Genomic DNA, 22,717 nt, shown 5'->3' with positions numbered 1-22,717 from the left:
GAACGAGGCGCCTGCGGTGGCGCTGCCCCCCCGGCGATCAGGAACCGCGGGTCACCGGCATGCTGATCTCGTCCGCGCTGACCTGCATATGCTTGGCCAGCTCCAGCTTGGCGATCGCATTGCGGTGCACCTCGTCCGGACCGTCGGCAAAGCGCAGCGTGCGCTGATGCGCCCACCAGTTGGCCAGCGGGAAGTCGCTGGAGACACCGGCGGCGCCGTGTACCTGCATGGCCCAATCGATGACCTTCAGCGCCACGTTCGGGGCGACCACCTTGATCATCGCGATTTCCGCCTTGGCCACCTTGTTGCCGACGGTGTCCATCATGTACGCGGCCTTCAGCGTCAGCAGCCGCGCCATCTCGATCTCGCAGCGCGCTTCCGCGATGCGCTCCTGCGTCACGCCCTGACGGGCGACTGGCTTGCCGAACGCCACCCGCGACAGGCTGCGCTTGCACATCAGTTCCAGCGCGCGCTCGGCCACGCCGATGCTGCGCATGCAATGGTGGATGCGGCCCGGCCCGAGGCGGCCCTGCGCGATCTCGAAACCGCGGCCCTCGCCCAGCAGCATGTTCTCGGCCGGCACGCGCACGTCCTTCAGCTCGATCTCCATATGGCCGTGCGGGGCGTCGTCATAGCCGAACACGGTCAGATGGCGCTTGACGGTAATCCCCGGCGTGTCGGCCGGCACCAGGATCATCGATTGCTGCTCGTGACGGCCGGCATCCGGATTGGTCTTGCCCATCACGATATAGATCTTGCAGCGCGGATCGCCGGCGCCCGACGACCACCACTTGGTGCCGTTGATCACATAGTGGTCGCCATCGCGCTCGATGCGGCACGCAATATTGGTTGCATCCGACGACGCAACGCCGGGCTCGGTCATCAGGAACGCCGAGCGGATCTCGCCGCGCAGCAGCGGCTCCAGCCACTGGTCCTTCAGCGCTTCCGACGCATAGCGCTCCAGCGTCTCCATATTGCCGGTGTCCGGGGCCGAGCAATTGAACACCTCGGGCGACCAGGGCACGCGCCCCATGATCTCGCAAAGCGGCGCGTATTCCAGGTTCGACAGCCCCTCCGGCGCACGCTTCGAACGGGGAAGAAACAGGTTCCACAGACCCGCCTCGCGCGCCAGCGGCTTGAGCTCCTCGATCAGCTTGACCGGCACCCAGACATTGCCGGCCTCCCGGTTGGCCTGCAGCTCCTGATGGAAGCGCTTTTCATTGGGGTAGATATGCTGGTCGAAAAAGGCGAGCAGGCGCTCACGCATCTCCTTGACCTTGGGCGAGTACTCGAAGTCCATGGTGTCTCCTTGCAACCTGTCGGAATATGGCGATCCACTGAATGCAACCACTGTAGCCCATCGGGCTGAATATGAAAAATGAATTTTCTGGATTCGCCGATATCAATCTTCTGCATTCCGTGACAGAATGAAGCAGCACCGAGGGTGGGAAGACAAAGACGCTTGAAGACTCGCACGCGTCGGCGTTGCTCCCCTCTCCCGCCAGGGGGAGAGGGCCGGGGGAGAGGGCACCGGGCGGCTGGCCTTGCCTCTACCGCGCCTTCCCTCCTCCCCGCCCCTCTCCGGGAAGCCGGACAGAAGGAACACCCGTCACCATCGCATGCGCCATGCAACTTTCCCGCATCGACCTGAACCTGTTCGTGGTGTTTGATGCCATCTACACCGAAGGCAGCATCACCGCCGCGGCGCGCCAGCTGAACCTGACGCAGCCGGCCGTCAGCCACGCCCTCGGCCGGCTGCGTAACCTGTTCGACGACCCGCTGTTCGAGCGGCGCGGCCAGGGCATGGCGCCCACGCCGCTGGCGCGGTCACTGGCCGGCGAGGTGCGCAACGCGCTGCAATCGTTTGCCCGCACGCTGCAGGACACCCCGCATTTCGATCCCACCGCCACCGTGCGGCGCTTCACCATCGGCATGCGCGACGCGCTGGAATCGACCCTGCTGCCGCCACTGATGTCGCGCATCGCCTCGGTCGCCCCGCAGGTCGACCTCGCCGCGGTGCGTTTCGACCGCCGCGAGATGGAGTCCGAACTGCTGGCCGGCACGCTGGACACCGCCATCGACATCCTGCTGCCAGTGTCGCCCGCCATCCATCATGCGCCCTTCCTCTCCGACCCGATGGTGGTGCTCGCCCGGCGCGATCATCCGCTGGTCAGCCGGGAGCTGACGCTGGACCGGTATCTGGCCGCCGAGCACGTGCACGTCTCGTCCCGCCGGCGCGGGGCCGGCCTGGAAGACCAGGCGCTGCATCGCATGGGCCTGACCCGGCGGGTGCGGCTGCGCTGCCAGCACTACGCCGCCGCCTGCCGCGTGGTGAGCTGCACGGACCTGCTGGCCACCCTGCCGCTGCGCTATGCCCGCATCGCCAACGAGGCCTACGGCAACCGGCTGCTGACGCTGCCGTTCAAGGTGCCGTCGCTCGAATTGCATCTGTACTGGCATGCCGGCGGCGAAAACGACGGCGCCAACCGCTGGCTGCGCGAGCAGCTGATGGACGTGATCGGGCAACTGGGCACCGGCATGGAAGCGAAGGCCTCCGCCGCTTCCTGAAAAAAGTCGCGCAAAGGGCTTTACAAGATACAGCCTCGCTGACATAATCTCGGCTTCTCTGTTGCACAGCAAATCGCTGCAACGACAGGGGTGGTTAGCTCAGCGGTAGAGCACTGCCTTCACACGGCAGGGGTCACAGGTTCAATCCCTGTACCACCCACCAGATTCGCGGGAAACCGCAGAAAAAGCCCTCTGGCGCAAGCCGAGGGCTTTTTCCTTTTGCTCGCCTCTCCGAGAGGATAGCGCCGCACGTGCGTCGTGGCAGAAATTCGACGATCATTGGCGAATCAGCGAGAGTCCGCAGTCCGGTATCCTCGTAACCTCTACGACTTGCCCTGCCGGTGACGATGCTTCGACCGGCAATTTCCGAGTCAGCTTCGCACCGCCCCATGACTACCGACGCTTCCACCCTGGAGCCCGCAACGGCGCCCTCCAGCGACACCCCCGGCACACAGAAGACCCAGGGCTTCGTCCTGCGCATCGTCGGCGCGGCCGCCTTCGCCCATCTGCTCAACGACCTGATCCAGGCGATGCTGCCCGCGGTCTTCCCGATGCTGAAGACGCAGTTCGCGCTCAGCTTCGCGCAGATCGGCATGATCGCCCTGACCTATCAAGCCACCGCGTCGCTGCTGCAGCCGTGGGTCGGGCTCTACACCGACAAGCATCCGAAGCCCTACCTGCTGCCCTGCGGCATGGCCATCACGCTGGTGGGGATCGCGCTGCTTGCCACAGCCGGCAGTTATCCGATGCTGCTGCTGGCATCCGCCGTGGTCGGGGTCGGCTCCGCGACCTTTCACCCGGAAGCGTCGCGCGTGGCCCGCATGGCGTCCGGCGGCAGGTTCGGCACCGCGCAATCGACCTTCCAGGTGGGCGGTAACACCGGCTCGGCAATCGGCCCGCTGCTGACCGCGCTGATCGTGATCCCGCATGGCCAGCCGGCCATCGCCTGGTTCATCGTCGCCGCCATCGCCGCCATCTTCGTGCTGTTCCGGATCACCAACTGGACCCTGCAGCATGGCCACGCGCAGATGAAGGGCGTGGCCCGCAAGGCGGGCGAAGGGCTGACCCGCGCCGGCATGATCCAGGCGGTCGCGGTGATCTGCGTGCTGATGTTCGCCAAGTTCGTCTACATCGCGGCGATCACCAACTACTTCACCTTCTACCTGATCCAGCGCTTCCACCTGAGCGTGCAGGACAGCCAGCTCTACCTCTTCATCTTCCTGGCAGCCGTTGCCGCGGGCACCTTTGCCGGCGGACCGGTGGGCGACCGTATCGGCCGCAAGGCGGTGATCTGGATTTCGTTCCTGGGCGTGGCGCCGTTCGCGCTCGCGCTGCCGTATGCCAATCTCTTCTGGACCGCGGCGCTGGCGATTCCGATCGGGCTGGTAATGTCCTCCGCCTTCGCCGCGCTGGTGGTCTACGCGCAGGAAGCGGTGCCGGGCCGGGTCGGCATGGTGTCGGGCATGATGTTCGGCCTGATGTTCGGTATCGGCGGGATCGGCGCGGCGGGCCTGGGGCAGCTGGCCGACGCCCGCGGCATCGTCTGGGTCTTCCACCTGACGTCGTTCCTGCCGCTGCTTGGGCTGGCGACGGCGTTCCTGCCGGACACCAGGAAGCCGCGCGCACACTGAACCCGCCCACTGGCACCGCCATGCTGAACGTTCTGTTGGAGACCGTCGATGCCAGCCGCAGCGTGGCCCTGCCGATCCGCACCGACTATCCGTATGGCACGCTGCTGGAGACGCATAGCCATCGGCGCGCACAGTTCCTGTACGGCACCACGGGATTGATGGAGGTCACCACCGAGGAAGGCGCGTGGGTGGTGCCGCCCTACACCGGTGTGTGGATTCCCGCCGGCAAGCCGCATGGCGTGCGCATGAACGGCGTCAGCACGCGCAGCGTGTTCGTGCTGCCCGAGGCAGTGCCGCGCAAGTCCGCGGCTTGCGAAGTGCTGCTGGTCAGCCAGCTGCTGCATCAACTGCTGCTTGCTTCGGCGGACGTGCCGGCCGACTATGCGCCCGACAGCCGCGACGGTGCCCTGATGACGCTGATCCTGCACGAGCTGGGCCGCGCTCCCACCTTGCCGCTGTTCGCGCCGATCCCGCCGGATGCGCAGCTGGCGGCGCTGTGTGTCTCGCTGCTGGCCCAGCCGGACGTTGGCGTCTCGCCGGAAGACTGTGCGCGGCGGCTGAACAAGAGTCCCCGCACCTTCGCGCGATGGTTCCGGCAACAGACCGGCATGTCGTTCGCGGCATGGCGGCAACAGGCCATCCTGATGTCCGCGCTGTCGCGGCTGTCGGCCGGCGCACCGGTGACGGAGGTGGCGCTGGAATTGGGCTACGACAGCCCCAGCGCGTTCTCCAGCATGTTCCGCAAGGCGCTGGGCACGCCGCCCTCGGCCTTCCTGCAGCCGCCCGGCGCGTGGCCGGTCATTCCGCCGAGAACAGCCCCTGCCGCTCGATGAAGCGGATCACCGCGTCCAGTCCCTCGCCCGACTTCACGCTTCCCATCACGAACGGCCGCTCGCCGCGCATCTTGCGCGCGTCGCTTTCCATCACCTCCAGGTTCGCGCCGACATAGGGCGCGAGGTCGGTCTTGTTGATCACCAGCAGATCCGACTTGGTAATGCCCGGCCCACCCTTGCGCGGAATCTTCTCGCCGCCGGCGACATCGATCACGTAGATGGTCAGATCCGACAGTTCCGGGCTGAAGGTGGCGGCCAGATTGTCGCCGCCGGATTCGATGAAGACGATATCCGCATGGGGAAAGCGGGCCAGCATCCGGTCGACTGCCTCCAGGTTGATCGAGGCGTCCTCGCGGATCGCGGTGTGCGGACAGCCACCGGTTTCCACGCCCATGATGCGCTCGGCAGGCAGTGCTCCCGAGATCGTCAGCAGGCGCTGGTCTTCCTTGGTGTAGATGTCGTTGGTGATGGCGACGAGGTCGTAACGCTCGCGCATCGCCTTGCACAGCATTTCCAGCAGCGTGGTCTTGCCGGAGCCCACCGGGCCGCCGACACCGACGCGCAGCGGGGGAAGCTTCTTGGTGCGGGTCATGATGATGGTGTGTCTCGGTTCGTTTGATTCGGTTCAGGAGCGGAACAGCCGCGAGTACTGCGTCTCGTGACGCGCCGACAGCAGTCCCAGCATGGGCGAGAAGGTCGATAGCTCGGGCGGATCGGCATCGGCACGCCGCGTCGCCTCCTCCACGGCTTCCAGCACGCAGCGATGCATGTCGCCCAGGATCCGCTGGCCGGCCACTTGCCCCAGCGGCACCGCCTTGATGGCTGCGGCGACCTGATTCTCCGCCCACGTGAAGCAGTAGGCGGCAAGGCCGTCCTTCTCTTCCACGTCCAGCGCCACGCAGGCCGCGGCAAACGCCGTCGGCAGGCAGACCGGAGACAGCGCGGACAACGCCGACAGCGCTTCCTGCAGCGCGTCGTCGCCCCACTGCATCTGCCCGATCAGCTTCGCCAGCGACCAGCCCATCTGCTCGGTCTCCAGCCGCAGTTCCGCGCTCTCCCGGCTGGTGAGGAACCAGTGATTCCAGCGGCGCAACGCTTCGACGTCGCGCTTGCGCCAGGCGCGATGCAAGAGCAGCCAGAGCGGAAGCTCGGCGTGGGCCTGCACGTGCAGCAGGTTCTCGCGAATCCAGTCGCGGGCGGTGTCGGCATCGACGACGATGCCACTGTCAATTGCCGATTCCAGCCCTTGCGAATAGCTGAACCCGCCGATGGGAAGCGCGGGCGAGGCCAGGTGCAGCAGCGAGAGGAGTTGCTGGGGGTTGGTCATGCTCGGGTTGGACTGGTGTCGTCCGGTGGAGATGACGTCGGTCTGCGCGCGCCGCTGCCCTCTCCCCCGGCCCCTCTCCCGCAAGCGGGCGAGGGGAGCAAACCGCCGTCTCTCCTACCCTGAGCGGGCGTGGGGAGCGAACCGGCCGCGCCGCCGACGCCGTTTATGGCAGCGACACGACTGGCGCTGCGACGCTCCCCTCTCCCGCCTGCGGGAGAGGGGTTGGGGGAGAGGGCAGCGAGCGTGTCCACTTCCATCCGAATCCGTTCAAGGACCGCGCCCGTCTGACCAAGGACTTCATTGTTCCAGAAGCGAAGCACCGTATAGCCCTGGCGTCTGAACCACGCATCACGTTCGGCATCCGCCCCGTCCGCATGCTGTGCGCCATCCGCCTCGACAATCAGACGCAAACGCATACACGCGAAGTCAGCGATATACGGCCCGACCGGAACCTGCCGCTTGAACTTCTCGCTGAACAACCGATGTGCCCTCAAGTAGTACCACAGACGTTGCTCCGCATCGGTCAGCTGCCCGCGCAACTCCCTTGCATACGTTCGGGTACTGACCGAAGCCATGGCCGCCTCAATGTTCGTGATCGTGCCCGCAACCCGCATGGTGCCTGTGCCCATGATCGTGCGGATGAGAATGGGAGTGCGAGTGCCCATGCGCATGTCCGTGATGCTCGTCGAACACCTTCTGCGCCAGCGCATAGTCTTCCGCGAAGGTCGCATCGTGGCCATGCCGGTGCCCGCCGCCGTAGGCGCCCGCTTCCGGCTCGAACGGCAGCTGTGCCTGTTCGGCACGCACGCCCAGCCGCGCCAGCATGTCGGCAAGCACCGGATCGTATTCGAGCCGCAGATAGTCGCGCCCGACCTCCACCGGCGTATGCCGGTTGCCGAGATGGTAGGCGGCGCGCATCAGCGCATGGCCGTCATCGGCGCGTACCTCCAGCACCGTCTCGGGGGCCGCGACGACTTCGATCAAGCTGCCATTGTCGGCAACGAGCAGGTCGCCGCCGCGCAGCACCGTGCCGCGCGGCAGCAGCAGCGCGGCCTCTTCGCCATCGCTCAGCCGCGCGCGCAGGCGGCTCTTGCTGCGTTCGCCGAAGGGCAGTTCGAGTTTGGGCGCACGGCGCACCAGCACGGCGGCGATGCCGTGCGGCGCAGGCAGATGTTTGTCGATCTTCAGCATGGTGGGCGATGGCGAGCGGCAACAGAACCGCCCGCTCAGAACAGGAAATAGCGCTGCGCCATCGGCAGCACGGTGGCAGGCTCGCAGGTCAGCAACTGGCCGTCGGCGACTACCTGGTACGTCTCCGGATCGACGGTGACGGTGGGCTGCCAGTCATTGTGCACCATGTCGCGTTTGCTGACGGTTCGCGTGCCGCGCACTTCGGCCAGCGTCTTGGCGAGACCGTAGCGCTCCCCTACCCCGGCGGCGAACGCGGCCTGCGAGACGAACGTCAGCGACGAGCGATGCAGCGCGCCGCCGGCCGAGGCGAACATCGGGCGGTAGTGCACCGGCTGCGGCGTCGGAATGGAAGCGTTGGGATCGCCCATCGCCGCCGCGGCGATCATGCCGCCCTTCAGGATCAGGCTCGGCTTGACACCGAAGAACGCCGGCTTCCACAGCACCAGGTCGGCCCACTTGCCCACTTCGATGGAGCCGACCTCGTGCGCGATGCCATGGGTCAGCGCCGGGTTGATGGTGTACTTGGCGACGTAGCGCCGCACGCGGAAGTTGTCGTGCCCGCCGCGCGCGTCATGCGGGTCGCCGGGCAGCTTGCCGCGCTGCTGCGCCATCTTGTGCGCGGTCTGCCACGTGCGCAGCACCACTTCCCCCACCCGCCCCATCGCCTGCGAGTCGCTGGAGATCATCGAGAACGCGCCCAGGTCGTGCAGGATGTCCTCGGCGGCGATGGTCTCGCGGCGAATGCGGCTCTCGGCAAAGGCGATGTCCTCGGCAATCGCCGGGTCCAGATGGTGGCACACCATCAGCATGTCCAGATGCTCGTCGATGGTGTTGATGGTGTAGGGCCGCGTCGGATTGGTCGACGAAGGCAGCACGTTGGACTCGCCGCACACCTTGATGATGTCGGGCGCGTGCCCGCCACCGGCGCCCTCGGTGTGATAGGTATGGATGGTGCGGCCCTTGAAGGCGGCGATGGTCGCCTCGACGAACCCGCCCTCGTTCAGCGTATCGGTGTGGATCGCGACCTGGGTGTCGGTCTCGTCGGCCACGGTCAGGCAGCAGTCGATGGCCGCGGGCGTGGTGCCCCAGTCTTCATGCAGCTTCAGTCCGATGGCGCCCGCCTCGATCTGCTCGCGCAGCGGCTGCGGCTGGCTGGCATTGCCCTTGCCGAGGAAGCCGATGTTCATCGGATAGGCGTCGGCCGCCTGCAGCATGCGCTCCATGTACCAGGGGCCGGGCGTCACCGTGGTGGCATAGGTGCCGGTGGCCGGACCGGTGCCGCCGCCGATCATGGTGGTGACGCCGCTCATCAGCGCCTCCTCGATCTGCTGCGGGCAGATGAAGTGGATATGGCTGTCGATGCCGCCAGCGGTGACGATCATCCCTTCACCGGCGATGACTTCGGTGCCCGGGCCGATGACGATGGTCACGCCGGGCTGGATGTCCGGATTGCCCGCCTTGCCGATGCCGGCGATGCGGCCGTTCTTCAGCCCGATATCGGCCTTGACGATGCCCCAGTGGTCGACGATCAGCGCGTTGGTGATCACCGTGTCGGCGCAGTCCTTCGCCATGCGCTGGCTCTGTCCCATGCCGTCGCGGATCACCTTGCCGCCGCCGAACTTCACTTCCTCGCCGTAGATGGTGAAGTCCTTCTCCACTTCGATGATGAGCCCGGTATCTGCCAGCCGCACACGGTCGCCGGTGGTGGGGCCGAACATCTCGGCATAGGCCTGCCGCGGAATACGCAACGCCATCACAACGCTCCCATGATCTTGCCGTTGAACCCGTAGACGATACGGTCGCCATCGAGCGCCACCAGCTCGACGGTGCGCGACTGCCCCGGCTCGAACCGCACGGCGGTGCCGGCGGCGATGTTCAGGCGATAGCCGCGCGCCGCCTCGCGGTCGAAGTCGAGCGCGGCGTTGGTTTCGTGGAAATGGAAATGCGAGCCCACCTGGATCGGCCGGTCGCCGGTATTGGCCACGCTCAGCGTGAGGGTGGCACGGCCCACATTCAACTCGATCTCGCCGTCGGCCGGCATCAGCTCGCCTGGAATCATCGCAATCTCCCTGTCCAATCCAGCGCTGCCGCTCAGGCGAGCATCAGTCCGACCCCGTAGGCGGCCACGCCGGCACCCGCGGCGCGCGCGATCCACGGCGCGTGGCGGCGCAGCAGCGAACCCGCGCCGATGCCGGCCAGATGCAGCGCGGCGGTGGACGCCGCGAAGCCGCCGACGTAGGCGAGCACGGCGCGCATTGCCGCCGCCTCCGACGGCAGCTCGGCGCCGTGCGCATGACCGTGGAACAGCGCGAAGCCGCCGACCAGCAGCAGTCCCGCTCCCGCCGGCAGCTGGGCGCGCAGCGCGATCAGCAGGCCGAGCACGAGCAGCGAGGCGGCGATCATCGGCTCGACCAGGGGCAGCGTCATGCCCGCCATGCCCAGCCCCGCACCGACGAGCATCAGCGTGACGAAGGCGGCCGGCAAGCGCAGCACACCGCCGTCGCGCATCGCAAGGGCACTCCAGACGCCGACCGCCACCATCGCCAGCAGGTGGTCCGCGCCGGTCAGCGGGTGCAGCAGGCCGGCCCACAGGCTCGCGCCCACGTCGGCTGCTTCGTGCCCCGGGTGCGCCAGCGCGGAGGCGGAAAAGACGCAGATGGCGGCCAGGGGAGCGGCCCGCACGAGGGTGCGGCGGGCGGCATTGACAGCGGCTTGGATACGATTCATCGATGACCTCGTTCTTGTTCGGGTAATGGTGCGGGACTGCCGAATGCGCACTGCTTGCGATGCGCGCGTTCAGACGATCGGGTGGTGCACGGTGACCAGCTTGGTGCCGTCGGGGAAGGTGGCTTCGACCTGGATCTCCGGGATCATTTCGGCTACGCCATCCATCACGTCGTCGCGTGCCAGCACGGTCGTACCCTCGTGCATCAGCTCCGCCACGGTGCGCCCGTCGCGCGCCCCTTCCATGATGGCGGCAGTGATCAGCGCCACCGCCTCCGGATAGTTCAGCTTCAGGCCGCGCGCGCGGCGGCGCTCGGCCAGCAGCGCGGCGGTAAAGATCAGCAGCTTGTCCTTCTCGCGTGGTGTCAGTTCCATCGCCTTCCTCGTCGTCCTCGTGGTTCTCGTGGTCCTCGTGGTCCTCGTGGTTCCACGATAGTCGTCTCGATCAGGTCGCCCACAGGCGCAGCGGCCTTGAGGCAACACCATGTATGGGTTCGCGCAATGCGCACCACGCGCCGATCAGCAGCCGGCGTACCGGCTCGATATGGGCGCCGAGCACGCGCAGCAGCAAGACCGGGTGCTCGCGGTCCTCCAGACAGCTGATGCCGGCACGCAGCGCGCCGGTATAAGGCAGGCTCGCCGCGACCGTCTCGGCCAGATCGCGCGTGGCGCCCGGCCCTGCGGCCCACAGGGAGCCAAACACCGGCATGCCATCCAGCCCCGCACGGGATTGCCGCAGCGGCGATGCCGCATCGAAGCGTCCCTGCTCCAGCCAGACAGTGCGCTGTGCCGAGCCGATGCGGGTGACGATATCCAGCTCGCCGCGCGCCCAGCGCTCGCCGGACGCCTGCCGTCCCAGCACCACGGCATCCCAGCCGATGGCACTCGCGCCCGGCGCCAGCTCGACGGTGGTATCGAGCTGCGCGCGGGCGTCGTCGAAGACGATATTCTCCTGCGGCAACCAGTCCAGGCGGCCGCCTGCTTCGACCGACAGCCGTACGCTCTGCCGCGCGGCCCTGCCCAGCGACTTGTACCATTTGGTCGCACCGGGCGTGGCCAGCACCGCATGCGCCCCGGCGCCAACCTCGACATCGATCTGCAGGGTATCGCCCCCGGCAATCCCCGCCGGCGGGTGGATGACCACGGCGTGGCAGATGCCGCCCTCCGGGTACAGCGGCTTCTGCACGACCAGCGGGCCGAGATGGCGCCGCCCGGCAAGGACGGTACGCCCGGCGCGCTCGGCAAAGCGCAATTGCAGGCTGGCGTGCCAGCCTGCGGGACAGCCTGCTGCACCTGCGCTCATACCGCGATCAGCTCGCGCACGCCGTCCTGCTCCATGCGCGCGCCCTCGCCATGCGCCACGACTTCGCCGCGGCTCATCACGACATAGTGGTCTGCCAGCTCGCGCGCGAAATCGTAGTACTGCTCGACCAGCAGCACGGTCATGCCGAACTCGTCGACCAGCATGCGCAGTGCCCGGCCGATATCCTGGATGATGGATGGCTGGATGCCCTCGGTGGGCTCGTCCAGGATCAGCAGCTTCGGCTCGCTCATCAGCGCCCGGCCGATCGCCAGCTGTTGCTGCTGGCCGCCGGAGAGGTCGCCGCCGCGGCGCTGGCGCATCGTGCGCAGCACCGGGAACAGTTGGTAAATGCGGTCGGGCACGCCGGCGGGCTTGCGGCGGCTGGCCGCGCCGATCAGCAGGTTTTCCTCGACGGTCAGGCGCGGGAAGATCTCCCGCCCCTGCGGCACATAGGCCAGGCCCGCGGCGACACGTTCATAGGGCGCCTTGCGCTCCAGCGGCTTGCCATCCCAGCGGATGGTTCCGCTGCGTGCCGCCACCACGCCCATCAGGCATTTGAGCAAGGTGGTCTTGCCCACGCCGTTGCGCCCGAGCAAGGTGGTCAGACGTCCTTCGGGCACATCGAAGCTGACATTGCGAAGAATATGGCTGCCGCCATAGAACTGATTCAATGCGCTGACCTGCAGCATGGTTGTCCTTGTGCTCTTGCCAATGCGCGTTCAGCGCCCCAGATAGGATTCGATGACGCGCTCGTCGCGCTTGACCGCTTCCAGCGTACCCTCGGCGAGCACGCTGCCCTCGGCCAGCACGGTGACCTTGCCGCTCTCGCCGGCCAGCGCCGCGACGAACTCCATGTCGTGCTCGACCACCATCATCGAGCAGCTGCCGCGCAGGCCATTGAGCAGGCTTGCCAGCTGCATGGTTTCCTCATCGGTCATGCCGGCCACGGGCTCGTCCAGCAGCAGCAGTTGCGGCTGCTGCATCAGCAGCATGCCGATCTCCAGCCGCTGCTTCTGCCCGTGCGAGAGCAGCCCGGCCGGCCGGTAGGCCTCGCCTTCCAGCCCGGTCAATGCCAGCGTCTCTTCGATGCGCGCGCGGCCGGCAGCATCGAGGCGGGCGGGCAGCACCGGCCACCAGTGCTTGTCGGCCTTCATCGCCAGTTCCAGGTTCTCCCAGACCGCGTGCTGTTCGAACACGGTGGGCTTCTGGAACTTGCGGCCGATACCGGCCTGGGCGATGGCGGGCTCGTTCATCCGCATCAGGTCGATGGTCTGGCCGAGAAACACCCGCCCGCTGACGTTCGCATTGCGCGGACCGGTCTTGCCGGTGATCACGTCCATCATCGTGGTCTTGCCCGCGCCATTCGGGCCGATCACGCAGCGCAGCTCGCCATGATCGATCGACAGGCTGAGCCGGTTCAGCGCGCGAAAGCCGTCGAACTGGACGGTGACATCCTCCAGGTACAGGATCGGCCCGTGCGAGACGTCGATGGTGCCGGGACGCAGCACCCGCCCCAGACCGGTGGTTTCGCCGCTCTCGGCGTCCATGCCGAGCTTGCCCTGCCGCGATTGCGTCGCCGTGCTCATGCCTTGCCTCCATTGGCGGTGGCGCTTGTCGGCAGCGCCGACCCGGCCTCCCCTTCGGCCGCCCTCATGGCAAGCCGCGCACGCCGCTTCTCGCGCAGGCTCGCCGCCAGGCCCACCACGCCATTGGGCAGGTACAGCGTGACCAGCACGAACATCGCCCCCAGCAGGAACAGCCAGTACTCGGCAAAGTAGGCGGTGAACATGGTCTTTGCACCGTTGACGAGGAAGGCGCCGATCACGGGACCGACCAGCGTGCCGCGGCCGCCCACTGCGACCCACACCGCCATCTCGATCGAATTGCCCGGCGACATCTCGCCGGGATTGATGATGCCCACCTGCGGCACATAGAGCGCGCCGGCGATACCGCACAGCACCGCGGAGAACGTCCAGACGAAGAGCTTGTAGCCAAGCGGGTTGTAGCCGGAGAACATCACGCGCGTCTCCGCGTCGCGCACCGCGGTGACGACACGGCCCAGCTTCGAGGTCACGATATAGCGGCAGGCCACCAGAGCACCGAGCAGCGCGAGCGCGGTCAGCACGAACAGCACGGTACGCGTTTCCGGCGCCGCGATCGCGAAGCCGGCGATGCGCTTGAAGTCGGTAAAGCCGTTGTTGCCGCCGAAGCCGGTCTCGTTGCGAAAGAACAGCAGCATCGCGGCATACGTCAGCGCCTGCGTGATGATCGACAGATAGACGCCCTTGATACGCGAACGGAAGGCGAAGTAGCCGAACAGCCACGCCAGCACGCCGGGCACCAGCACCACCAGCAGCAGCGCTACCCACAGATGCTCGGAGCCGTGCCAGAACCACGGCAGCTCCTTCCAGTCGAGGAACACCATGAAGTCGGGCAGGTCGCTCTTGTAGACGCCCTCGCGGCCGATCGAGCGCATCAGGTACATGCCCATCGCATAGCCCCCCAGCGCGAAGAACAGACCATGACCGAGGCTCAGGATGCCGCAGTAGCCCCACACCAGATCCAGCGCGATGGCCGCCAGCGCGAAGCAGATGATCTTGCCGATCAGCGTCAGCGCATAGGCCGACAGATGCAGGGGGTGTTCCGGCGGCAGCGCCAGCGCGCAGACCGGTACCAGCACCACGGCGGCCAGCGCCAGCGCCGCGAGGATCAGCCAGCCGCGCCGGGAAAACAGCGGCTGGCGCTCGGGCACGGCCAGCGCAAAGCCGCCCGGCGTGCCGGTGGAGACGAATTTCGGATCTTGCATCATGCCTCCGCGCTGCGCCCCTTGAGCGCGAACAGTCCCTGCGGCCGCTTCTGGATGAACAGCACGATCAGCACCAGGACGAGGATCTTGGCCAGCACCGCGCCATAGAACGGCTCGATGAACTTGTTGAGAATGCCCAGGCCGAATGCGCCGACAATGGTGCCGGCCAGCTGCCCGACGCCGCCCAGCACCACCACCATGAACGAGTCGATGATGTAGGCCTGACCAAGATCGGGACCGACATTGCCGATCTGCGACAGGGCGCAGCCGCCCAGGCCGGCAATGCCGGCGCCGAAGGCGAACGCGTAGCTGTCGACCTGCCAGGTGCGAACGCCCACGCATGCGGCCATGGTGCGGTTCTGCGTGGTGGCGCGGACGAACAGCCCAAGCCGCGTGCGGTTGAGCACCGCCCACGCAATCGCCACCACGACCAGCGCGAAGGCGACGATGACAATGCGGTTGTACGGAATCACCAGGCCGGGCAGCCACTGCATGCCGCCGCTCATCCAGCCGGGGTTGGCCACCTCCACGTTCTGCGCGCCGAACAGCATCCGTACCGACTGCATCAGCAGCAGGCTGATACCGAAGGTCGCCAGCAGCGTCTCCAGCGGGCGGCCATACAGATGCCGCAGCACCAGCCGTTCGAGCACGAAGCCGACGATGGCCGAAGCCAGGAACGCCGCGGGCAGCGCCGCCAGCAGGTACCAGTCGAACGCGGCCGGCAGATAGTCGCGGAACGCCGCCTGCACCAGCCAGGTCGCATAGGCGCCGATCATCAGGAATTCGCCGTGCGCCATATTGATGACGCCGATCAGGCCGTAAGTAATGGCAAGGCCGAGCGCGGCCAGCAGCAGCACACTGCCAAGGCTCAGGCCCGCGAACAGATTGCCGAGGATCTCCGCGCGCCGCTGCTGCGATTCGAGTTGATCGAGCGCCATGGTGGCTGCCGCGCGCAGCTCGGGATCGGCTTCGCGGAACGCGCCCCCGCCATCGCGCTCGATCAGCGGCATCAGCTTCTGCCGGGTGGCCGGATTGCTGTCGCGCGCGAGAATCCGCACCGCCTCCACGCGCTCCTCCCGGTTGCCATCGGCCAGCACGGTATTGGCCCACAGGATGTCGAGCTTGTCGCGCAGGACGCTGTCGGCCTCGCCCTTGCGGGCGGCGGCCACCGCTTCGCGCGGCGCGTCTTCCGGCTGCTCCAGCAACGTGTCGATGGCCCGCGCACGCACGTCGCGGTCTGGCGAATTCAGGCGCAGTGCGCTGGCGACACTGTCCACCTGCGCGCGCAGGCTGTTGTTCAGCGTCAGCGATTCCAGCTCGGCGGGATCGACGGTGACGGGCTTGCCAGTGATCGCATCGAGCGCGGTTTCGCCCTCGACGCGCACCATGCCATGCGAGGGCGCGTATTGCAGCGTGTCGTCCTGCAAGGCCTGCAGGATCGGCGCCGCTTGCTCGGGGTTGGCCTGCGCCAGCGCGGCAATGGCGCCGCGCCTGGCATCGAAATCGTCTTCGGCCAGGGGTTTCAGCGTGGCCTGGGTCAGCTCGGTGGCGGCCCATAGCGCTGGCGCCGCCAGGCAAAGCAGCATGGCGAGCGTCATGCGCAGCCAGGGCGCGCAGGGCGGCTTGGGTCGGGACATGGAGTGCTGGATGGTTTCGTTGTGGTGGAGTGTGCTGCTGGGTCACGCAGTGCGGCCCTCTCCCCCGGCCCCCCTCCCGCAAGCGGGAGAGGGGAGCGAACCGACTTGTCTCGATAAGCCGGCGGTGTTCCCCCTCTCCCCTTCAAGGGGAGAGGGCCGGGGAGAGGGGTTGGTCTGTCAGGCCGCTAACGCCATCATCACGACAGACCGGAGCAGAGCCAATCAGACAGCCGCCTTACATCGCCTTGTCCGGCTTCCCTTCATTGCCTGCGATGAACGGGCTCCACGGCTGTGCGCGCACCGGCTTCGGCGTCTTCCACACCACCGAGAACTGACCGTCGCCACGCACTTCGCCGATCATCACCGGCTTGTACAGATGGTGGTTGTCGCCCATCGTCAGCGTGAAGCCGCTCGGCGACTTGAAGGTCTGGCCGTACATCGCGGCACGCACCTTGTCGGGATCGGTCGTGCCGGCCTTCTTCACCGCCTGCGCCCACATATGGATGCCGACATAGGTCGCCTCCATCGGGTCGTTGGTCACGCGCTTGTCGCCGCCGGGCAGGTTGTTCGACTTCACCCATGCCGCCCATTGCTTCCTGAAGCCTTCGTTTTCCGCATTCTTGACCGACATGAAGTAGTTCCACGCCGCCAGATGGCCGACCAGCGGCCTGGTGTCGATGCCGCGCAGCTCTTCCTCGCCAACGGAGAAGGCCACCACCGGCACATCCTTGGCCTTCAGCCCGGCGTTGCCCAGCTCCTTGTAGAAGGGCACGTTGGAATCGCCATTGATCGTCGAGATCACGGCGGTCTTGCCGCCCTGCGAGAACTTCTTGATGTTGGCGACGATGGTCTGGTAGTCGCTATGACCGAACGGGGTGTAGACCTCCTCGATATCCTTGTCGGCGACGCCCTTGCTCTTCAGGAAGGCGCGCAGGATCTTGTTGGTGGTACGCGGATAGACGTAGTCGGTACCCAGCAGGAAGAAGCGCTTCGCGCCGCCGCCTTCCTTGCTCATCAGGTACTCGACCGCCGGGATCGCTTGCTGGTTCGGCGCAGCGCCGGTGTAGAAGACGTTCTTCGACATTTCCTCGCCTTCGTACTGCACCGGATAGAACAGCAGCGCGTTCAGTTCCTCGTAGACTGGCAGCACCGACTTGCGCGACACCGAGGTCCAGCAGCCGAAGGTCACCGCGACCTTGTCGTTGGCCACCAGCTGGCGCGCCTTCTCGGCGAACAGCGGCCAGTTCGATGCGGGATCGACCACCACCGGCACCAGCTTGCGGCCCAGCACGCCGCCGTTGCGGTTGATCTCGTCGATGGTCATCAACGCGACGTCCTTCAGCGACGTCTCCGAAATCGCCATCGTGCCCGACAGCGAATGCAGCACGCCCACCTTGATGGGCTCCTTCGATTGCGCCATCGCCAGCGGGCTCACCCCGATCATGGCCGCCGCGGCCACTGCGGACAGCTTGAAGACATCGCGTCGTTTCATTGCAGCTCCCAGATTTGTCGTTGGAATAGGGCCTACGCACCCCCGGGAACCACTTCTGCAACTAGCATGCCATCGCCGCGGAATGACCATGCCGCCGTTGCAAGGTCATTGCCATGCGGATGGCACCGTTGAAGTGCGCGAAGAACCGATGTGAGTGCCACAGGATGGTGCACAGGAACCGCACCTGGCGGGCATTGCGCCGCGCCGGTGCATCCCGCGTTTCAGCGGGATGCGTGTTGCACGCCGATCAGGCGTGCGGCGCGCGGCATTGCGCCGCGCGATGGAGCATGATGGCCGTTGCGCCGATGCTCAGCTGTAGCGGCGGCTGATCGATTCGGCGACGCAGACCGGGCGATCGCTGCCTTCCCGCTCGATGGTCACCTCCCAGGTCGATTGCGCCCCGACCAGCTCCGGCGCATTGGGCGGCGGCGCGATGCGTTCCACCTTCAACAGCTTGATGCGGCCGCGCAGCCGGCTGCCGACCGGCACCGGCGCGGTGAAACGCACGCGGTTCAATCCATAGTTGACCCCGATCTTGACCCCGGACATGGCGATCGCGCTCTGCATCAGCGCAGGCAGCAGCGACAGCGTCAGGAACCCGTGCGCGACCGGCGCGCCAAACGGCGACTCCCGGCGCGCGCGCTCGGGATCGACGTGGATCCATTGATGATCGCCGGTGGCATCGGCAAACTGATTGACCTGCTGCTGCGTGATCTCGATCCAGTCGCTGACGGCGACCTCCTGGCCCTGCAGGCTTTCGAGCTCTTCCAGCGAAGCGATGGTGCGCATCCTGTCTCCCTGTTGTCTTGCGATTGATGGTTGGCTGCTGCGTTCAGGCGGGCCGCCGGCCGTACATGCCCATGCCCTTGACGGTGCAAACCAGCTCGCCACGCTGGTTCACCGCTTCCCACTGCGTGTGCACCACGCCGCGGTCGGGCTTCGAGTTCGACGGCCGCGCGTCGAGCACCACCAGCGTCACGGTCAGCGTATCGCCTGCATAGACCGGCTTGAGCCAGCGGATCTCGTCCACGCCGGGCGACCCCATGCTCGCGGCCCGCGAAGTCATATTGTCCACCAGCATCCGCATCATCACCGAGCACGTCATCCAGCCGCTGGAGATCAGCCCACCGTAGATACTCTGCTTCGCGGCTTCCTTGTCGATATGGAAGGGCTGCGGATCGTACTGGCGGGCGAAGGCGATGATCTCCTCTTCGGTGATCTGCTTCGAGCCAAGCTCGCGGCGGCTGCCGACGGTGAAGTCTTCGAAGTAGAGCGTGTCGGACATGGTGTGGTGTCTCCGTAATTGGTGGTGTGGATGCGCCCGATTCCCTCTCCCCCGGCCCCTCTCCCGCAAGCGGGCGAGGGGAGACAACCGGCAGCATCTGAAACCGCGCCGGTGTGCTCCCCTCTCCCGCCCGGCGGGAGAGGGGCCGGGGGAGAGGGCACTCCGCCCTGCGCAACCCCGACAAAAAAAAACCGCGCCCGGACCCTCAGCCCGGTGCGCGGTTCTTCATGCCTTGCGGCACTGCCATCAGGCTGCCTGCTGGAAGCCCGGCTGGCTGGCGAAGCGGCCCAGGTGATGGTCCACGTCGCCGAAGGTGGTATTGATCATGGTCAGGCGCTTGAACATGTGCGCGGCCGGCAGTTCGTCGGTAACGCCCATGCCGCCATGGATCTGCACCGCTTCCTGGCCCACGCTGCGCGCGGCGAGCCCCACCCGGGCCTTGGCGGCCGAGACGAAGCGACGGCGCTCCTCGGCGCTGGCCTCGTCGAAGCGGCCAGCGGCCAGCAGCGTGATCGAGCGCGACTGCTCGACGTGGATGAACATCTCCACCATCCGGTGCTGCAGCGCCTGGAAGCGCGCGATCGGCACGCCGAACTGCTGGCGCGTCTTGGCGTATTCGATGGTCGCCGAGGTCAGCGCGTCCATCACGCCCACCGCTTCCGCGCACAGCAGCACGGCCGCGAAGTCGGCTACCTGCTCCAGCAGCGCCCAGCCCTGCCCTTCGCTACCCAGCAGCACGCCTTGCGCATCCTTGAATTCGATATCCGCGGCGCGCAGGTTGTCGATGGTGCGGTAGTCGCGCACGGTGACGCCCGGACCCTTCGCATCGACCAGGTACAGCGAGATGCCCGCCTCGTCGGCATCGCCGCCGCTGCTGCGCGCCGACACCACCAGCTTGTCGGCCTGGCCGGCATGGACCGCCACCACCTTGGTGCCGTTCAGCTTGCCGCCGCTGGCGCGCACGCGCACCTCGTTCAGCGCATGGCGCGACTCGCGCTCGTTGAACGCCGTCACCACGCGAGCCTCGCCGCCAGCGACCTGCTCCAGCAGCTCGCCCTGGCCGCCTGCCACGCGCAGCGCATAGGCGCCGACCACGCTGGCCAGATACGGCTCCACCACCAGGCCGCGGCCCAGCTCCTGCATCACCACCATCATGTCGACGGCGGTGCCATTGAAACCGCCCTGCTCCTCGGGCACCGGCAGCGCCGTCAGGCCGATCTCGACCAGCGAGCCCCAGGCGGATTCGCTGTAGCCGGCTTCGCTGCGGTATGCCTTCTTGCGCGACTCGAAGTCGTAGCTCTTCTCGACGAAGCGCCGCACCGCATCGGCCAGCTGCTTCTGCTCATCGCTCAGATTGAAGTTCATGGTTCCCGTCTCCTCACAGCCCGAGGATCATCTGGCTGATGATGTTCTTCTGGATTTCGTTGGACCCGCCGTAGATGGAGGTCTTGCGGTAGTTGAAGTAGTACGCCGACAGCGGCGCGGCGTCGTCGTAGCCGGTCACCGCATGCTCGGTCTCGCACTCCAGATAGTCGCGATCGAACGGCTGGGCATAGGGGCCCACCGCCTCGACCATCAGCTCGGTCAGCAGTTGCTGGATCTCGGTGCCCTTGATCTTGAGCAGCGACGCCTCCGGACCAGGGCCCTTGCCGGCGCTCTCGCTCGACACCACCCGCAGCACGGTGATTTCCAGCGCCATCAGCTCGATTTCCAGCGCGGCGACCTTGTTGGCGAAGACCGGGTCTTCGAGCAGCGGCTTGCCGTTCTTCTGCTGCTGGCGCGCCAGCCGCTTCAGGAACGCCAGCTCGCGCTTGGACGCGCCCACGCGGGCGATGCCGGTGCGCTCATGGCCCAGCAGGTACTTGGCGTAGGTCCAGCCCTTGTTCTCGTCGCCGACGCGGTTCTCCACCGGCACCTTGACGTTGTCGAAGAAGACCTCGTTCACCTCGTGGTCCTCGTCGAGCATGATGATCGGGCGCACGGTGATGCCCGGCGTCTTCATGTCGATCAGCAGGAAGGAGATGCCCTCCTGCTTCTTCGCTTCGGGATCGGTGCGGACCAGGCAGAAGATCATGTCGGCGTGCTGGCCGAGCGTGGTCCAGGTCTTCTGTCCATTGACGATGTAGTGCTTGCCGTCCGGGGTCAGTTCGGCGCGGGTCTTCACCGACGCCAGGTCGGAACCCGAACCGGGCTCGGAATAGCCCTGGCACCACCAGTCCGTGCAATCGAGAATGCGCGGCAGGTAGTACTGCTTCTGCGCCTCGTTGCCGTACTTCATGATTACCGGCGCGACCATCGCCACGCCGAAGGGCAGCACGCCCGGCGCGCCGATGCGGGCGTTTTCTTCATCCCAGATATGGCGCTGGGTGGCATCCCAGCCGGTGCCGCCGTATTCGACCGGCCAGTGCGGTGCGGACCAGCCCTTGCCCGCGAGGATCTTGTGCCAGCGCACCAGATCGTCGCGGTTCGGCCGGCGATGATTCAGGATCTTCTCGCGGATGTCCGCCGGCAGATTGGCTTCGAGCCAGCTGCGCACTTCCTCGCGGAAGGCGTTGTCGGCCGCCGTGTAGTTGAGGTCCATGCCCGTCTCCATTGGTGCCGGCTTGCCCGGCAGTTTGTTCTGGCTGTGTTGCCACGCAGCGCCGAGCGCCGGCCGGAGGGCGGGCACAGGACGCAATTCAGTGGGCCGTCTGCTTCAATGCATCCGGCACCACGAGCGGAAACGTCTCGATGCCCTCCTCGGCCAGCGCCCGCACTTCCTCCGGCGACGCCTTGCCGCGGATGCCACGCTCAGGCGCCTCGTCGTAGTGCATCCGTCTCGCCTCTTCGGCGAAACGGTCGCCCACGTCCTCGGTCTGCGCCAGCACCTGACGTACCGCCTTCAGGTAGAGCGCCTGCAGCGCCGCCTGCGCCTGCCGTTGCGGATCCGCCTCGGCCGGCTTGCCGGCTACCGGCGCCGCTGGCGCAGTCGCGCCGGACAGATTCAGCCGCGGCGCACTCGGCAGCCGCGTGACCGCCTGGTCGGCACACACAGGGCACTGCACGAGGCCGCGTGAAATCTGCGATTGGGCGTCGTCCTCCGACGCGAACCAGCCCTCGAAGCGATGGTCCTGCGCGCAGCGCAGATCGAGCACCTTCATGATGTTTCCAGCCCGTCGAAAGCAATATTAGCTGTGAATCGGAATTTTGTGAACGGTCGTTCTAATTTTTTGCCGCACTGGACGACGGCCGAGGGAAAACCCGAAGGCCGTCGCGCGGTTCAGAGGGGTACCGGCTGTTCTCCCGGCTGCCATGTCCCAGACAATACCTTCTCCAGCCAGAATGCGCCGATGATGGTCTTGACGTCGGTGATGCGGCCCTGCCGGACCCAGTCGATCACCTGTCCAGCCGGCACGATCGCGGTCTCGATGAACTCGCCGTCATCCAGTTCCGGCTCGCCGGCCGTCAGGTCGCGCGCCAGGTACAGGTCGATGAATTCGGTGGAATAGGAAATGACCGGATGGATACGGGTCAGGAAGTCCCAGCGCGCGGCGTGATAGCCGGTTTCCTCGCGCAGCTCCCGCTCCCCGCAGCGCTGGCCGCCCTCGTTCGGGTCCAGCTTGCCGGCGGGAAATTCGATCATCACGTCGCGCACCGCATAGCGGAACTGGCGCTCGATCAGCACGGTGCCGTCATCGAACAGCGGGATCATCATCACCGCGCCCGGATGCTGCACGTACTCGCGGAAGGTCTCCTTGCCATCGGGCAGGCGCACGATGTCCTGCTGCAGCGTCAGGAACTTGCCGTCGTGCAGCGTCTTCGAGGAGAGCGGGACTTCCTTGAGATGGTCGTCGGTTTCGTGGAAGACGACCTGGGGATCACCGGCGGAACCGGCGCTCGGGGTTTTCGACATGAACGCTCCGGCAAACGCGAGCCGGCGG

General features: G+C 66.7%; 24 protein-coding genes and 1 tRNA gene. 4 read left to right on the top strand and 21 right to left on the bottom strand.

Features of this window, described 5'->3' with window-relative positions:
* Nucleotides 1-37 precede the first annotated feature (37 nt).
* Entirely contained in the window at nt 38-1,300 is a 1,263-nt protein-coding gene (locus tag K6V06_RS02135) for an acyl-CoA dehydrogenase family protein (RefSeq protein ID WP_222239907.1), read from the bottom strand.
* 326 nt (nt 1,301-1,626) lie between these two features.
* On the opposite strand from K6V06_RS02135, the gene K6V06_RS02130 reads away from it, so the two are divergent.
* The 4 genes from K6V06_RS02130 (at nt 1,627) to K6V06_RS02115 (ending at nt 5,032) form a co-directional block, all read left to right on the top strand.
* Nucleotides 1,627-2,568: a LysR family transcriptional regulator gene (locus K6V06_RS02130; RefSeq protein WP_222239906.1), complete on the top strand. Its 942-nt coding sequence runs from the start codon at nt 1,627-1,629 to the stop codon at nt 2,566-2,568.
* 88 nt (nt 2,569-2,656) lie between these two features.
* Nucleotides 2,657-2,731: transfer RNA gene (locus tag K6V06_RS02125), tRNA-Val, on the top strand.
* A 226-nt stretch (nt 2,732-2,957) separates the two neighbouring features.
* The gene (locus tag K6V06_RS02120) at nt 2,958-4,199 is read left to right on the top strand and encodes an MFS transporter (protein WP_222239905.1); all 1,242 of its coding nucleotides are present in this window, start codon (nt 2,958-2,960) and stop codon (nt 4,197-4,199) included.
* Nucleotides 4,200-4,219: 20 nt separating this feature from the next.
* Nucleotides 4,220-5,032, top strand: a complete 813-nt coding sequence (locus tag K6V06_RS02115) for a helix-turn-helix transcriptional regulator (RefSeq protein WP_222239904.1) — start codon at nt 4,220-4,222, stop codon at nt 5,030-5,032.
* Here the strand turns inward: K6V06_RS02115 and ureG are convergent.
* From ureG to K6V06_RS02015, 20 genes are all read right to left on the bottom strand, one after another.
* Nucleotides 4,998-5,630 (bottom strand): urease accessory protein UreG, encoded by a 633-nt coding sequence (ureG, locus tag K6V06_RS02110; RefSeq protein ID WP_222239983.1) that lies wholly within the window; start codon nt 5,628-5,630, stop codon nt 4,998-5,000. The genes K6V06_RS02115 and ureG overlap by 35 nt on opposite strands.
* Nucleotides 5,631-5,657: 27 nt before the next feature.
* Nucleotides 5,658-6,359 (bottom strand): urease accessory protein UreF, encoded by a 702-nt coding sequence (locus K6V06_RS02105; protein ID WP_222239903.1) that lies wholly within the window; start codon nt 6,357-6,359, stop codon nt 5,658-5,660.
* Nucleotides 6,356-6,934, bottom strand: a complete 579-nt coding sequence (locus K6V06_RS02100; protein WP_222239982.1) for an endonuclease domain-containing protein — start codon at nt 6,932-6,934, stop codon at nt 6,356-6,358. The genes K6V06_RS02105 and K6V06_RS02100 overlap by 4 nt, the downstream gene beginning before the upstream one ends.
* A 7-nt stretch (nt 6,935-6,941) precedes the next feature.
* A complete protein-coding gene (ureE, locus tag K6V06_RS02095) occupies nt 6,942-7,550 on the bottom strand; it encodes an urease accessory protein UreE (RefSeq protein ID WP_222239902.1) in 609 nt (202 codons plus the stop codon).
* A 35-nt stretch (nt 7,551-7,585) separates the two neighbouring features.
* Nucleotides 7,586-9,304, bottom strand: coding sequence for an urease subunit alpha (gene ureC / locus K6V06_RS02090; RefSeq protein WP_222239901.1), 1,719 nt, complete (start codon nt 9,302-9,304; stop codon nt 7,586-7,588).
* Nucleotides 9,304-9,609, bottom strand: coding sequence for an urease subunit beta (locus tag K6V06_RS02085; protein WP_222239900.1), 306 nt, complete (start codon nt 9,607-9,609; stop codon nt 9,304-9,306). The genes ureC and K6V06_RS02085 overlap by 1 nt, the downstream gene beginning before the upstream one ends.
* 32 nt (nt 9,610-9,641) lie before the next feature.
* A complete protein-coding gene (locus K6V06_RS02080; RefSeq protein WP_222239899.1) occupies nt 9,642-10,277 on the bottom strand; it encodes a HupE/UreJ family protein in 636 nt (211 codons plus the stop codon).
* 69 nt (nt 10,278-10,346) lie between these two features.
* Nucleotides 10,347-10,649, bottom strand: a complete 303-nt coding sequence (locus K6V06_RS02075) for an urease subunit gamma (RefSeq protein WP_222239898.1) — start codon at nt 10,647-10,649, stop codon at nt 10,347-10,349.
* A gap of 70 nt (nt 10,650-10,719) precedes the next feature.
* Nucleotides 10,720-11,577 (bottom strand): urease accessory protein UreD, encoded by an 858-nt coding sequence (locus tag K6V06_RS02070; RefSeq protein WP_222239897.1) that lies wholly within the window; start codon nt 11,575-11,577, stop codon nt 10,720-10,722.
* Nucleotides 11,574-12,266, bottom strand: coding sequence for an urea ABC transporter ATP-binding subunit UrtE (gene urtE, locus K6V06_RS02065; protein WP_222239896.1), 693 nt, complete (start codon nt 12,264-12,266; stop codon nt 11,574-11,576). The genes K6V06_RS02070 and urtE overlap by 4 nt, the downstream gene beginning before the upstream one ends.
* Nucleotides 12,267-12,296: 30 nt before the next feature.
* The gene (gene urtD / locus K6V06_RS02060; protein WP_255581534.1) at nt 12,297-13,124 is read right to left on the bottom strand and encodes an urea ABC transporter ATP-binding protein UrtD; all 828 of its coding nucleotides are present in this window, start codon (nt 13,122-13,124) and stop codon (nt 12,297-12,299) included.
* Between the two features lie 35 nt (nt 13,125-13,159).
* Nucleotides 13,160-14,383: an urea ABC transporter permease subunit UrtC gene (urtC, locus tag K6V06_RS02055; RefSeq protein WP_222239981.1), complete on the bottom strand. Its 1,224-nt coding sequence runs from the start codon at nt 14,381-14,383 to the stop codon at nt 13,160-13,162.
* On the bottom strand, nt 14,383-16,020 hold the full coding sequence (urtB, locus tag K6V06_RS02050) for an urea ABC transporter permease subunit UrtB (protein WP_222239894.1): 1,638 nt from the start codon (nt 16,018-16,020) through the stop codon (nt 14,383-14,385). The genes urtC and urtB overlap by 1 nt, the downstream gene beginning before the upstream one ends.
* A gap of 235 nt (nt 16,021-16,255) precedes the next feature.
* On the bottom strand, nt 16,256-17,512 hold the full coding sequence (gene urtA, locus K6V06_RS02045) for an urea ABC transporter substrate-binding protein (protein ID WP_222239893.1): 1,257 nt from the start codon (nt 17,510-17,512) through the stop codon (nt 16,256-16,258).
* Between the two features lie 309 nt (nt 17,513-17,821).
* Nucleotides 17,822-18,301, bottom strand: coding sequence for a MaoC family dehydratase (locus tag K6V06_RS02040; RefSeq protein ID WP_222239892.1), 480 nt, complete (start codon nt 18,299-18,301; stop codon nt 17,822-17,824).
* A 43-nt stretch (nt 18,302-18,344) separates the two neighbouring features.
* Complete coding sequence (locus K6V06_RS02035) at nt 18,345-18,797, bottom strand: MaoC family dehydratase (protein ID WP_222239891.1); 453 nt, start codon at nt 18,795-18,797, stop codon at nt 18,345-18,347.
* A 246-nt stretch (nt 18,798-19,043) separates the two neighbouring features.
* Entirely contained in the window at nt 19,044-20,162 is a 1,119-nt protein-coding gene (locus K6V06_RS02030; protein WP_222239890.1) for an acyl-CoA dehydrogenase family protein, read from the bottom strand.
* A 13-nt stretch (nt 20,163-20,175) separates the two neighbouring features.
* A complete protein-coding gene (locus K6V06_RS02025) occupies nt 20,176-21,378 on the bottom strand; it encodes an acyl-CoA dehydrogenase family protein (RefSeq protein WP_222239889.1) in 1,203 nt (400 codons plus the stop codon).
* Nucleotides 21,379-21,475: 97 nt separating this feature from the next.
* Nucleotides 21,476-21,937, bottom strand: a complete 462-nt coding sequence (locus K6V06_RS02020; protein WP_222239888.1) for a DUF1178 family protein — start codon at nt 21,935-21,937, stop codon at nt 21,476-21,478.
* A 119-nt stretch (nt 21,938-22,056) separates the two neighbouring features.
* Nucleotides 22,057-22,689, bottom strand: a complete 633-nt coding sequence (locus K6V06_RS02015; RefSeq protein WP_222239887.1) for an NUDIX domain-containing protein — start codon at nt 22,687-22,689, stop codon at nt 22,057-22,059.
* Nucleotides 22,690-22,717: the final 28 nt, after the last annotated feature.

It is taken from the genome of Cupriavidus sp. AU9028, assembly GCF_019795295.1.
In the GTDB taxonomy this organism is placed as follows: Bacteria; Pseudomonadota; Gammaproteobacteria; order Burkholderiales; family Burkholderiaceae; genus Cupriavidus.
Note: the sequence above shows the minus strand (reverse complement) of the source record. Positions and strands in the feature narration are given on the sequence as shown.